The organism is Bythopirellula sp. (assembly GCF_041737835.1).
In the GTDB taxonomy this organism is placed as follows: domain Bacteria; phylum Planctomycetota; class Planctomycetia; order Pirellulales; family Lacipirellulaceae; genus Bythopirellula.
This window is the reverse complement of record NZ_JBGSQY010000021.1, coordinates 94,665-107,098: the sequence shown is the minus strand read 5'-3', so window position 1 is coordinate 107,098 and position 12,434 is coordinate 94,665. Positions and strand designations below refer to the sequence as shown.

The window sequence follows — 12,434 nt, the reverse complement described above, 5'->3', positions numbered from 1 at the left end:
TAGCATGGAAGTGGTGCTGATTCCCCCCTGTTTCAAGGATTTTCCGCGTGGCTCTGCGATTACTTCAAACCTGCTTGGTCGTGCTCGCTCTTGGGCTTGCCGTCGATGTGCTGGCTGAGGATACCGTCCCCGCTGTCTATCAGCGTAGTCGTGAAGTTGAATTTGTGAATCACGGCGGCGGCTGGCAGGGCGGACAACGTGGCTGGGGAAATTGGGGCGGCGGGTTCTATAACCCATGGTTCGGCCCGCAATTCTTTGCCGGCACTTGGTATCAGCGGCCTTATCCCGACCACTTGATCTACAACAACGTGAGATCCGGAATGCCGGGTGTGCCGGGGTCGATTGTGGCTGGCTCGGTCGCGCCCAACTGCCCCTGCGCTGAAACGCCAGTGCAATAAATCGCCTGTTCAATAACGCTGATCTAGCGACTGAACCCAAGGCTGAAGCTAAACATCTGTTCGTCGTCGAAGGGGGCTTTGCTGACGGGGAAGGCAAAGTCCAAAGCAATCGGCGCTGGGCCCATCGCGGGGACAGTCACACGCAAGCCAACGCCCGGTGCCACGCGGAAGTTGTCGATCGTCACGGTCGGCTCGACCGTACCGAAGTCACAGAAGACGACGCCGTGCAACATGTCGTCGGCAGTAATTGGGAACAAGTACTGCAACGAGTTGAGCCATTGGAAATCACCACCTGATTCAATCCAACGACCATTCACCAGTGTCATCGGCGATGCACCACGGAAGTCGAAACCACGCAAAGTGGAAAAACCACCCGCGTAGAAGCGGTCGTAAATCGGGGCGTCATCACCCATCCAGCCGACGTTGGTCGCATAGCTCAACACATGTCGTCCCGAATGGTCCGGCCGCTCGTGCAGCAAATAATACTTGCGGAAATCGGCATCAACACGAGGATACTGGAATTTGCCCGTAACGTATTCACCGCCAATTTCGAGATAGTGACCCTGTGTTGGCAAGAACGCGCTGTCACGTGTGTCATTGATCGCAGCGAGCTTGAACCCATGGAGAGCGTTATCGCCCACGACTTCGTCTAAGTCCGGGAATGCACCTGGAGCCGTCGCGATATTGCTGATCTCGACATTTTCACCTCGATAGGTTGCAACTGTCGACAAGTCGTTCTCCAGCCACTGATAGCCAAACGAAATACGGCCACCGAGACGCGATTCATCCCAGTCAGTATAGCTGCGATCGAAATAGGAAGCGCTGAGACCGAGATTCACCGGGCTATCGAACAAATAAGGCTCTTGGAAGCTCACCAAGTAGCGGTTCACTTCGCTACCCGGCGAGGCATCGATTCGAAAGCGCTGACCAGCACCGCGAAGTGCCGTGCCATTGCGAATGTCTTCCCAAGATCGGGGAAATCGCCGCCAATCGAAGTTGCGTTCATCGATCACGATGTTACCGATCACGCCTGCATCGGAGTTCACGCCCATGCCCAACTGCAACCGGCCGGTCTGAGTTTCCTGCCCATCAAAAATAATGTCGACGGTTTGCTCGGGATAAGGCTGCCCAGGGAAGCCAATATCGCCATTGGGATACACTTCGTAACCCGGAACCGGATTTGCGGTAAAGCCTTGAGTTGGCCCAAAGCTTTGCGCGGGTGGCGGAATTGACTCGGTGTATTGAACCGGCTGCACATTGCTGGGAGGTTTGACACTCGGATCGGTCGCACCAACAGCACGGCCACCATACGGTGAATTCGTTGATGTTGGCAGCGAAGCATATGCACTGTTGGGCACTACATCAGGAGTTTGACCGCGAACCGCTTGGTAGGCATTCGGTTGTGCATTTTGGGGAGCGGCAGCAGGCCGCACCCACCACCCTGATTCAGTGGACTCTGGGCTTTGGCCACGGATAATAATTTGCTCTTCAGTGCTAGGTACAGCAGGTGTCGTTAATGGCTGAGACCCATCTTCTTCGGGACTCGAAAGCATGCCTTCTTCTTCCAACCAACGCTCGTAATGTTCCAAGCTTTCGCATTCGACATGGACATCCATTTGAGTGTCCACAGTCGATTGAAATTGAGTCTGTGGTATGGCGGCAACAGGCGCTGGCAAGTTGTCTGCAAAAGATGGAGGCGCGATTACTCTCGGCCCCCAATTGTCGGGGCTTTGGCCACGAATCCCCGAGCCGCTCGCCTTCGCCGGAATTTTTGGCCCACGACGGGGAGCGGGATCACTCGTAAAGCTCGCCGCCATCACTTCGGATTCATCTGGAATACGGTAAGTGATTTTTGGACGCACACCGGTTGCCGCATCGGTATGGAACAAGCTGCTCGCCACAAGGCGACGTTCGCTCGCCCTCAATTCACGGATATCCATGATGTCGCCAGGACGCAGCGACATACGATTCATAGCCGTTTGAATTCTCGTGTGAGGATTATCACCTGCAATATGGACGATGATACGCCCGACGCGGAATCGCTCACCTTCTTCTATGTGATAGACGAGATCGACTTCGCCCGGTTGCTCAAGAAACACGGTTTCCGGCTTCACGTCGGCAAAGACATAGCCGTGGCTGCCGTAGAGATCCTGAATCCACTGGGCATCAGCACCCATTTTGGCCTGCTCGAACGCATGGCCTCCCTTAAGTTTGGCCGTTTCCGCCAGTGCGACGGGCTCAAACTTGCTGTTACCAATGAAGCGGACATCACGAATGTTGTAGCGAGGGCCTTCAGAGATTACGAACGTAATCTGCGCCCAGTTCTCACGAGGATAGTAGTCGACCTTACGGCTGACCTTTGCTTGGAAGTAGCCAAACGAACGGTAGTACGCCGTGAGGGAGTCGACGTCGCCATCGATCTGCTCGCGATTGACGTAACCCTTGAAGACTTTGAGTAGCGGCGGCTTCGATTTGATAATCGTCCGTAAGCGTCCTTCGCTTACGAATTCGTTGCCAACAAACTCGACGTTCCAAACTTTTTGCGAAACACCTTCGTTGATCAAAAAGGAAATGCCTTTGTCGGTCGGCTTGGTTCCTTCGAGAATCGTTACTTGGGCGTTGTTGTAACCTCGGCCTTGATAGTATTCCTCGATCTTACGCCGGGCTTCCTCGACGGCGTAAGGATCGACCGCCCCGCCCGCTTTTAATCCGGTTTCTTTCGTCAGTTTTTTATCGGTTACGCCTTCGTTGCCGAGAAACGTGACGTAGCGAATCGTAGGACGCTCGACGACCTGGAAGATCACAATTCGGCCTTGCGGCGTGCTTTCGTAGAGCGGTTTCACGTCGATGAACCAACCGAGATTGGCCAACCGACGAACGTCGCGCTGTACGACCGATTGATCGAAGGGTCGTCCAACACGAGTCGTTAAATGTCCGGCAATCTGCGAGGCAGTGATTGTTTCGTTACCGAGCACGCGAATTTCTTTAACCATATCCGCGGGATCTACGGCAATGTCGCCCGTCGGTGCAGCCATTTCTTGCGCCGAGACAATGACTGTTGCCGTCAAACAGCAGAGCAGCAAGCCGGCTGGAGCCGTGTATGCTACGAGTCGGTGAAGTCGCTCAAGGAAAGGCATGGGCAATTGAAATTCTTACGGGAGAATAGCATGTTGGCTGGGGGCTAAAACGCCATGGGCGCAGTGAGGCCCCCAGTTGGGCCGCAAAGAAATAGCGGAACCTTGGGGCTGAGACAAGCCGAGTTCTGTCTGAGATGACAAACCTGTCACAAAAAGATGCTAGAATTCGCCGCCGTATTGATCGAATTCTTCGTAAGTCTTATGAGAGAAGTTGCGAAAACGGGTAAAATCGTGAATCCAGGCAAGCTTCACGTCACCCGTGGGGCCGTTGCGTTGCTTGCGTACTAGCAAATCGGCCTGACCGCGGACCCGCTCCCGATCTTCTTCGTTCGACATATAGTATTCCTCGCGATGCACGAACATCACGACATCGGCATCCTGCTCGATAGCCCCCGACTCGCGCAAGTGGCTCAGCTGAGGCTTGTTGTCTTTCGATGATTCCACTTGTCGGTTGAGCTGGGCGAGACATAACACTGGAACGGTCAACTCGCGCGCTAGCCCTTTCAGACGGCGTGCGATTTTGGCGACCTGCTCCTGACGCGGATCACGCGAGTTATCCGGGTCAATCAACTGAAGGTAGTCGATGACGATCAATCCCAAGCCATCACGCCGTTTCAGGCGCCGAGCATTGGCCGAGATTTCCGTCATCGTTCGGCTGGGGGAGTCATCAATAAATAGCGGTGCCTTGCTAATCTCGCCAGCACACTTAACCAGCTTGCGGCGCTCTTCACTTGTGATCGTGCCGTTACGTAAGCGATGGCCGTTGACTTCAGCCACCGAACAAAGCAAACGGTCGCCAAGTTCCAACGCCGACATTTCCAAGCTGACAAATAACACCGGCACATTCATTTGTACGACAACGTGCTCAGTGATATTCATCGCGAGCGCTGTTTTTCCCATACTCGGCCGCGCCGCGAGAATGATCAATTCCGAATTCTGTAATCCACCCGTGAGCTGATCGTAATCATCAAAGCCCGTCTCGATCCCACCGCACGCATGTTGGTTATCCAGACGCGCATCGATTCGTTCCAAGGACTCGTGCAACACGTCGCTGATACTGCTTAAGTCGCCTGAGCCTCGCGATTCCAGAATGCCAAAAACTTTTTCCTCGGCACGACTCAATGCTTCGCGGGTATCAAGTGTGGGGTCGTACGCATCGTGAACGATGTCGGTGCCCGCGTGAATCAACGAACGCAGCACGGCCTTTTCGGCCACAATTTTTGCATAGTATTCAGCATGGGCAGCGGTCGGCACCATTTGCCCGATTTCCGCGAGATAAGCGGCCCCGCCGATCGCTTCGTATTGCTCGGCCCGGCGCAAGCTTTCGACCAACAGCATGGGGTCGATGCTTTTGCCGCCATCGTGCATCGCGAGCAAATGCTCGTAGATCGTGCGATTAGCGTCGCTATAGAAATCCTTGGCACGCACGACGAGCGCAACTTCGTCGAATACTTCGGGAAGCAGCAAAATACTGCCGAGGACCGATTTCTCAGCCTCAATGCTTTGCGGCAACTGGCGTTCAAAGGGGGCCGACGCAGTTGTCCTTAGCGAGCCGGCATGAGTCCGTTCAATCGTAGCCATGATGAGTCAGCTCCTTCTACGAACTCAAAGACGCACAGCCCCAACTACTGATCGCAATCAGTGGCGAGCATCGAAATCTACCGGCATGCACTGAGACTCGGGCGTTGACAAGAATTACTTGTCGTCGGCACCAACAGTCGGCACGACCCACACCTTCAGTTCGCCATCGACGTCGCTCGCGAGCTTGAATTTGACGGTGTAGAGGCCCAACTCTTTGAGCACGCCATCCAACCGAATCTGGTCGAGATTCAAGGTGATGTCGATTTTCTTGAGAGCGGCGACAATGTCGGCGGCACCTACGCTGCCGTACAAGTGACCGTCTTCGGTGGCGTTGGCTTCGATCGTGATGCTTTGCTTGGCAATTTCACTAGCCTTCTTACGAAGATTGGCTTGATGAACTTTTTCCAAAGCCTGCAATTTCACACGATGCTTTTCGACCATCCGCTTGTGATGATCGGAGGCCAAAGTCGCCATGCCGTGGGGAATAAGATAGTTGTAGGCGTAGCCCGGCTTCACCTCGACTACATCTCCTTGATGGCCCAAGTCCTCGACGCCGTGAATTAGCAGCAACTCGATCCCGCCGTGGGGACCGGTCGGCAAACGCTTAATGCGGTGAGGTTTTCTTTTCAGCTTTTTGGTATGGGCACTCATGTTTTCGTATCGCTATTGGTTATTAAGTTTTTTGGTGTTTTAGATAGGCGGCAAACTCATACGCCGCGATAGTTTTGCTAGAACGGAATTTCGTCGTCGGGCGGCATCATATCCATGGATGCGGAAGAATATTCATGAGGATCAGCACTGGCCGTGCGGTTCGATGAACCACCACTCTGGCCACCGCCACCTCCGCCGCCCCCTTTACCTCCGACCATTTGCATTCGCTCGCCAACGACCTTGAGTTTGGTGCGTTTTTGACCGTCTTTTTCCCAAGATTCCATCTTCAAGCGGCCCTCGATCAAGACGCTCGATCCCTTGGAAAGATATTCGTTGGCCACTTCGGCGGTACGCCCCCACAGGGTGATGTCGACAAATGTTGTTTCGTCGACCCATTGGTCGTTCTTTTTGACGCGATCGTTCACCGCCAGGCCAACATCGGTCACGGCCGTGCCGTTGCCGATGTAGCGGAGCTCGATATCGCGCGTCAAATTGCCAAGCAGCACGACTCGGTTAAAACTTGCCATGGGACAATCCTTCCGCGGTCACAATCTCAGACGGGTTCCATTACTCAGGTCGTAACGACTTCTTCTTCGACTTCCACAATGTCGTCGGCCACCGGCGTCACACGGACGACTCCACCGCTGCGGGCATGTTCCAGAATGGGTTCGACCAGGGCACCGGGCAGCCGGATAAAGAGCTGACGCAAAATGCCATCGTGAATTTCACACTGACGGGTGAGATCCTTCAAAGCACCCGTGGGGAGACGGAAGTAGGTGATCCAATAGGCACCCTTGCGCTGACCGTTGATGGGATAGGCCAAGCGGCGCTCTTCCCACAAACGGCTGACTTCGATCTGTCCGCCAGCTGCTTCGATGAAGCCGTTGATTTCGCGGGGCAACCCATCGCGATCCCGCGCAAACGCGTTGGAATCAAAAATAAACAGCCCTTCGTAAACTCCGATATTCCCGTCCAAAGTGATACTCCGATTAACGTGCCTAAAAGCTCTTTGCCACCTGAATTTTATTGTGGATCTGACGAATGCGTGTTCTCAGATTTTTTGGTTTCTGGTTTCTGGTCTTCGTTTTTTTTCTCGTCGAGTTTGCTCGCTTCGGGGCGACCGCCATTAAATTTGGTCATCGCCGCGGTCGTGCCCTGCTCTACCCAAGTGATCACGGCTTGCCGCGCGCGAGCCACTTGTTCATCAACGGCTTTGCGTTCCAAGGAAGTGAACTTCCCCAACACAAAGTCCGCCGCATTCCATTGCTCCGGCACAGGTCCAATTCCCATCCGCAGGCGTGCGAACTGATCGGTCCCCAATTGCCGAACTGTATCTGCGAGACCTTTTTGCCCCCCGTCGGATCCACTCGGCCGCAGCCGCAAAGTTCCTAAGGGGATGTTGAAGTCGTCGCAAACCAACAACAAGTCGTTTTCGCCGAGCTTATAAAAATCCTTGACCTGCTTGACGCTGCGCCCACTCAAATTCATGAACGTGTGCGGCATCAGCAGCAAGATTTTTTCCGAACCAACGAGTCCTTCTTGAAGGTGTCCTTCAAACTTAAGTCGTCCGGGTGCCGTCGAATATCTCTGCGCCAGCGACTGGATGACTTCAAAACCAATGTTGTGTCGTGTTTCGTCGTATTTTTTCCCGGGATTTCCCAGGCCAACAATCAATTTCATACGACGCGTTTTCCTTACTACTCTTTCGCCAGCGAACAATCAGCTCGCCAGCGAAAACGAGCAAGTATTACTCTTCAGCTGCCTCCTCATCGCTAGCCTTGCGACCGATGACTTCGGGTTCAGCACCATCGGCGAGGCCTTGATCCTCGGGGGCTTCGACCGGCTCGACGCAATGCACGAGCACCATATCCTGGTCGCCAATGACCTTGGCTCCTTCAGGGAGGTCGATAATGTCTTTGATTTTCAGCGAACCGCCCAAATGCAAGTGATTCACGCTCACGTGCAGGTGATCGGGGATGTGACCGGGATCGGTTTCTATCTCGAGGTAATGCACCAAGTGTTCGACCACGCCACCCTCGTGCTCGCCAGGGGCTTCGCCACGCAGCAACAGGTCGACTTCAATCGTAACGCGATCCTTGGCATCGACCCGTAAGAGGTCCACATGCAGCACGTGTTGCTGGAAAGTATCCCATTGAATTTCTTGCAGCAGGGCCTGCCCATCGGCGGCACCCTTGAGCTCTACCACCTTGGCTCCATGACGCAATGTGGCTTGCAGGCCCTCGGCAGTTACTGTCAGGCTAATTGGTTCTTGGCCATGTCCATACAATACCGCAGGAAGCTTACCCGTCCGGCGCAACCGGCCGTTATTGAGCTTTCCATGCAACTCGCGCTTGGTGACTTCCAGAACTTCCGACATGACAAAAACTCCAAACTAACCAGTATTGCAAAGCGCCACCGGGCGCTAGATTGACATACAAACCGCCAGCACTTCACCAGCCAAGGGCGGGAGAACAGGCGGAAGCCCTTGATTGTCGCCGATTTTGATAGAATTTCAAGCCCAGGAAAGCTCGAAGTTTGGGCCAAAATTAGTGAAATAACCGGCTGATCGACTCGTTGCGGTGAATTCGCTTGATCGCTTCGCCCAACAGCGGGGCGACGCTCAAAACCTTCATTTGCGGCAGAATTTGCTCCGGTTTCAGCGGGATCGAATCCGTGCAGACGATGCTCTTGAGATTGGCCCCGGCTAAGCGCTCGACCGCAGGCCCACAAAGCACGGCATGCGTGGTGGCCACATGAATTTCCTTGGCCCCCTTCTCGTGCAACACCTTAGCCGCCCCGCTAATCGAACCGGCTGTGCTGATCATGTCGTCGAACATCAACACAATTTTGCCCTCCACGGGCCCACCGATCACGTTTTCTTGGACCGTGGTGTCGGCACTTGTGCGGCGTTTGTCGACGATCGCCACCTTGCCCCCCAGACGCTTAGCGTGCCCCAAAGCTCGCTTGATGCTTCCTTCGTCCGGACTGGCGATCACCAAGTCCTCGCTAGGAATCTTCATTTTCAAAAAGTGATCATTCAGCACGGGGGCGGCATACAAGTGATCCACAGGCACGTCGAAAAAGCCCTGGATCTGGGCCGCGTGCAAGTCCATGGCCAATACGCGATCCGCTCCGGCTCGCGTAATAATGTTCGCCACGAGCTTCGCGGTGATGGGAACGCGGCCTTCGTCTTTGCGATCCTGGCGAGCATAGGCAAAATAGGGCATTACAGCTGTGACCCGTTCCGCGCTCGCTCGCTTGCAACTGTCGATCATCACCAACAATTGCATCAGATTTTCATTGGCAGGAGGACAAGTTGGCTGGATCAAATAAACGTCTCGACCCCGAATATCCTCGTCGATTTTGCACGATGTTTCTCCGTCGGGGAACGAGCCCAACGTAATCTGCCCAAGTGGAACGCCGAGATAGTCGGCGATCGATTTGCTCAGCGGCAAATTCGCCTTACCACTAAAAATCTTGAGGTCGGCCATAAATCTTCTCTTAGCTTAATCAGCTATTCCCAAGCGTTTCATTTCCACTTCGACTAAAGCCAGCTCGTCGGGGTTGTTGATACTTAGCGACTCACATGGCTGAAGCACCTTATCGGCTCCCACTTGCTTGCCTGCGGCCAACAAAATCGCCGGACAATCGGTAATGTAGTATTCGTGCTGTGCGTTTTGATCGGTCAACTTGTCGAGCGCCCACAGCAAATCCTGCGAATCGAACACGTACGTGCTGACATTCACTTCGCGGATATCACGTTGCTCGGCCGTTGCATCCTTCTCTTCGACAATTCCGACAAATTGACCTCCAGCATCGCGAACAATGCGGCCGTAACCCGTCGGGTTAGGCTTCTCGACGGTCCCCAACAAACAAGAGGCGCCCGCTGCGGTGAAGTTCTCAAATAGTTTCTTGACGGAAACCGTCTGTAAAAGAGGCGAATCCCCAGCAACGATCAGCACCGGCCCACGATGATCGGCCAGTTGCCCGCGGCACATCATCACCGCGTGCCCCGTGCCAAGCTGCTCGGTTTGCTCGGCAAACTCGACGCCCGGCTCGCCCGAGAGTTCTTCACGTACAAGATCAGCCCGGTAACCGACGACCACAATAATGCGGTCCACACCTGCCTGGCGCAGGGAATCGATCACGTAGCGGATCATCGGACGCCCCGCCACGGGCACCAGCACCTTGGGGAGCTCGGATTTCATGCGAGTCCCTTTGCCAGCCGCCAATACAATGGCCATGGCGGGTCGTTCTGCGGAATCAGTAGGCATAGGAATTCGATTTCGAGGTCAAAGGGGAATCCTTATCTTGCCACGAATGGCCATCGGCTTCCAGGGTCAGGCTTCCCAGAAAGGTCTTTCGCAGGCCAGTTTCCCGCCTTAAAATGCTAGATTCCACTGAATTGCAGGATTTTATCTGTGAGTACACTAGCCGCACCACCGCGGACCCGACGTTCGCCAGCGAGGAATCCCGTTTTGTTAGAAGCGATCCAAAAAGCCGATGTCCTGATCGAAGCCATGGGCTGGATTCGGCAATTTCGCGATAAGGTCACCGTGATCAAACTAGGAGGCAGCGTCATGGAAGATCCCGACGCCCTTCGCCACTTGCTGGTTGATATCGTCTTCATGGAAACCGTCGGCATGAAGCCGATCGTCGTGCATGGTGGCGGCGCGGCAATTAGTCGGGCGATGGCCGAGGCCAACATCGAGCCGCGATTTATCCACGGTCGGCGTTACACCGATGAAGCTACCTTGGAGATTGTCGAGAAAGTCCTCGCCGGTGAGATCAACGAGTCTCTGGCCGCCAGCATTGAAGAGTTCGGTGGCCGCGCGATGCCCCTCAACTTCAGCGGCAACAATAATAATGTGCTGTTTGGCGAGCGCCTCACGCTGTCCGACAAAGATGGTTCACCGATTGATCTTGGTCTCGTGGGGCACGTCACGCGTGTGGATCGCGAAATCCTCGACAATCTGACCTACGCCAACCAAGTGCCCGTAATCCCTTCGATGTGCGAGACGGAAACTGGCGAAAAGCTCAACGTCAATGCCGATACAGCCGCCACGGCAGTCGCCCAAGCGATGGGTGCCGAAAAACTAATCTTTCTCAGCGACGTGAACGGCGTGCGGCGTGATAAAGATGACCCCGAGTCGCTCATCCACTCGCTGACCGCCAGTGAAGCCCAGCGGCTAATCGACGACGGCAGCATCGAAGCAGGCATGATTCCCAAGGTTCAAGCCTGCTTGGAAACACTTAGCAAAGGCGTCCGCAAGATTCACATCATCGATGGCCGCCTACGGCACTCCTTGCTGCTGGAAATCTACACCAACCGCGGCGTCGGCACTGAAATCATCGCCGAACCTGTTTGATCTGCATCCAGTCTGTAAGGCAACTCATAAATCATCCTTCCCAAGGAATCCAACGTGACAGTGGCCGAAAAAACGCGAATTTCCCCGGAAACGGTCCAGTTATTCGATGAGTATGTGATTCCAAATTACGGCCGCTATCAACTAGCGCTCGTACGGGGGGAAGGCTCGCACGTTTGGGACGATCAGGGCAATCGCTACCTCGATTTCTTCCCTGGTTGGGGCTGCAATCTGCTAGGGCATTGCCCGCCCGCGGTGGTTAAGGCCGTGCAAGATCAGGTCGCCAAGCTGATTCACGTTCCTAACTCTTGGTATATGGAAGCCCAGGGGCAGTGGGCCAAATTGCTCAGCCAGCGCAGTTTCGGTGGACAAGCTTTCTTTTGTAATTCCGGCACCGAAGCCAACGAAGGAGCGATCAAGCTTGCCAGACTGCATTCCACTTCCGGCAAGTACAAAATCATCACCTTTGAAGGGGGCTTTCACGGACGGACTTACGGAGCCACCACAGCAACGGCTCAACCGAAATATCACGACGGTATCGGCCCGTTGCTCCCGGGATTTGTGTATGCCCCGTTTAACGACCTCGCAGCCGTGGCCGCAAAGATCGACGACGACACCACCGCGATCATGATCGAACCGATCCAGGGTGAGGGTGGTATTCGGATCGCTTCGCCGGAATTTCTGCAGGGACTGCGCAAACTTGCCGATGAGCGGGGCCTGCTCTTGATCTTTGACGAAGTACAAGCGGGTTGCGGTCGGACCGGCCAATGGTTTTCTTATCAACATTCCGGCATCGAGCCCGACATCATGACGCTCGCCAAGAGCTTGTGCGGGGGAATCGCTGGCGGTGCGTTGCTCGCCAAAAAAGAAGTTGCCAAGAGTTTGCGGCCTGGCATGCATGCCGCCACGTTTGGCGGAAACCCCATCGCCGCTCGTGCGGGCATCGCCACGATTGAAACTATCGAAGAACAAGGTCTCTTGGAACGAGCAACCCAACTCGGCGAGGCCTTCCGCACTCAGCTTGCTCCGCTCGTCGACGAATTGCCTTTTGTGAAGGAACTGCGCGTTCGCGGACTGATGATCGGTCTGGAACTGACCGTTCCCGGCGCACCGATTGTACAGCGCTGCTTGGACAACGGTCTGCTAATTAATTGCACGCAAGGCAATATCATTCGTTTGCTCCCCGCGATGACTCTCACCGACGAAGAGCTGGAAAATGGCTGCGACATTTTGATCGCAGCCCTCCGCGAGCACACGCCTTAAGAATTTTTCATTTCACCCTCCTACCACAAGTGGCCATC

At 54.7% G+C, this 12,434-nt stretch carries 12 protein-coding genes; 3 read left to right on the top strand and 9 right to left on the bottom strand.

All coding sequences use genetic code 11. The features are described 5' to 3' along the window. Nucleotides 1-47 precede the first annotated feature (47 nt). Entirely contained in the window at nucleotides 48-398 is a 351-nt protein-coding gene (locus AC6T8Q_RS05170; protein ID WP_496919649.1) for a hypothetical protein, read from the top strand. A 23-nt stretch (nucleotides 399-421) separates the two neighbouring features. Here AC6T8Q_RS05170 and AC6T8Q_RS05165 read toward each other — a convergent pair whose 3' ends face one another. The 9 genes from AC6T8Q_RS05165 to AC6T8Q_RS05125 form a co-directional block, all read right to left on the bottom strand. Beyond that, on the bottom strand, nucleotides 422-3,535 hold the full coding sequence (locus AC6T8Q_RS05165) for a POTRA domain-containing protein (protein WP_500678055.1): 3,114 nt from the start codon (nucleotides 3,533-3,535) through the stop codon (nucleotides 422-424). 159 nt (nucleotides 3,536-3,694) lie between these two features. Continuing rightward, nucleotides 3,695-5,116 carry a replicative DNA helicase gene (gene dnaB, locus AC6T8Q_RS05160; RefSeq protein WP_500678054.1) on the bottom strand — a complete coding sequence of 474 codons (1,422 nt, stop codon included), beginning with the start codon at nucleotides 5,114-5,116 and terminating at the stop codon, nucleotides 3,695-3,697. Between the two features lie 114 nt (nucleotides 5,117-5,230). Beyond that, the gene (gene rplI / locus AC6T8Q_RS05155; RefSeq protein ID WP_500678053.1) at nucleotides 5,231-5,767 is read right to left on the bottom strand and encodes a 50S ribosomal protein L9; all 537 of its coding nucleotides are present in this window, start codon (nucleotides 5,765-5,767) and stop codon (nucleotides 5,231-5,233) included. Nucleotides 5,768-5,844: 77 nt separating this feature from the next. After that, on the bottom strand, nucleotides 5,845-6,294 hold the full coding sequence (gene ssb / locus AC6T8Q_RS05150; RefSeq protein WP_500678052.1) for a single-stranded DNA-binding protein: 450 nt from the start codon (nucleotides 6,292-6,294) through the stop codon (nucleotides 5,845-5,847). A 44-nt stretch (nucleotides 6,295-6,338) separates the two neighbouring features. Continuing rightward, nucleotides 6,339-6,743, bottom strand: a complete 405-nt coding sequence (gene rpsF / locus AC6T8Q_RS05145) for a 30S ribosomal protein S6 (protein ID WP_496919654.1) — start codon at nucleotides 6,741-6,743, stop codon at nucleotides 6,339-6,341. A gap of 47 nt (nucleotides 6,744-6,790) precedes the next feature. After that, nucleotides 6,791-7,447: an aminoacyl-tRNA hydrolase gene (gene pth, locus AC6T8Q_RS05140; RefSeq protein WP_500678051.1), complete on the bottom strand. Its 657-nt coding sequence runs from the start codon at nucleotides 7,445-7,447 to the stop codon at nucleotides 6,791-6,793. Between the two features lie 67 nt (nucleotides 7,448-7,514). Then, complete coding sequence (locus AC6T8Q_RS05135) at nucleotides 7,515-8,144, bottom strand: 50S ribosomal protein L25 (protein ID WP_496919656.1); 630 nt, start codon at nucleotides 8,142-8,144, stop codon at nucleotides 7,515-7,517. A 169-nt stretch (nucleotides 8,145-8,313) separates the two neighbouring features. Beyond that, a complete protein-coding gene (locus tag AC6T8Q_RS05130; RefSeq protein WP_496919657.1) occupies nucleotides 8,314-9,258 on the bottom strand; it encodes a ribose-phosphate diphosphokinase in 945 nt (314 codons plus the stop codon). Between the two features lie 15 nt (nucleotides 9,259-9,273). Beyond that, nucleotides 9,274-10,011, bottom strand: coding sequence for an NTP transferase domain-containing protein (locus AC6T8Q_RS05125; protein ID WP_500678050.1), 738 nt, complete (start codon nucleotides 10,009-10,011; stop codon nucleotides 9,274-9,276). A gap of 276 nt (nucleotides 10,012-10,287) precedes the next feature. On the opposite strand from AC6T8Q_RS05125, the gene argB reads away from it, so the two are divergent. Together argB and AC6T8Q_RS05115 are read left to right on the top strand one after the other, a co-directional pair. Continuing rightward, on the top strand, nucleotides 10,288-11,136 hold the full coding sequence (gene argB, locus AC6T8Q_RS05120) for an acetylglutamate kinase (protein ID WP_500678276.1): 849 nt from the start codon (nucleotides 10,288-10,290) through the stop codon (nucleotides 11,134-11,136). Nucleotides 11,137-11,190: 54 nt separating this feature from the next. Further along, on the top strand, nucleotides 11,191-12,396 hold the full coding sequence (locus tag AC6T8Q_RS05115; protein ID WP_500678049.1) for an aspartate aminotransferase family protein: 1,206 nt from the start codon (nucleotides 11,191-11,193) through the stop codon (nucleotides 12,394-12,396). Nucleotides 12,397-12,434 lie beyond the last annotated feature (38 nt).

What these genes read in the sequence shown, in the direction of transcription:
- argB (WP_500678276.1), top strand. Translation starts at nt 10,288, where the DNA reads ATGGGCTGGATTCGGCAATTTCGCGATAAGGTCACCGTGATCAAACTA.
- AC6T8Q_RS05130 (WP_496919657.1), bottom strand. Translation starts at nt 9,258, where the DNA reads ATGGCCGACCTCAAGATTTTTAGTGGTAAGGCGAATTTGCCGCTGAGC.
- dnaB (WP_500678054.1), bottom strand. Translation starts at nt 5,116, where the DNA reads ATGGCTACGATTGAACGGACTCATGCCGGCTCGCTAAGGACAACTGCG.
- AC6T8Q_RS05165 (WP_500678055.1), bottom strand. Translation starts at nt 3,535, where the DNA reads ATGCCTTTCCTTGAGCGACTTCACCGACTCGTAGCATACACGGCTCCA.
- rplI (WP_500678053.1), bottom strand. Translation starts at nt 5,767, where the DNA reads ATGAGTGCCCATACCAAAAAGCTGAAAAGAAAACCTCACCGCATTAAG.
- pth (WP_500678051.1), bottom strand. Translation starts at nt 7,447, where the DNA reads ATGAAATTGATTGTTGGCCTGGGAAATCCCGGGAAAAAATACGACGAA.
- AC6T8Q_RS05125 (WP_500678050.1), bottom strand. Translation starts at nt 10,011, where the DNA reads ATGGCCATTGTATTGGCGGCTGGCAAAGGGACTCGCATGAAATCCGAG.
- ssb (WP_500678052.1), bottom strand. Translation starts at nt 6,294, where the DNA reads ATGGCAAGTTTTAACCGAGTCGTGCTGCTTGGCAATTTGACGCGCGAT.
- AC6T8Q_RS05135 (WP_496919656.1), bottom strand. Translation starts at nt 8,144, where the DNA reads ATGTCGGAAGTTCTGGAAGTCACCAAGCGCGAGTTGCATGGAAAGCTC.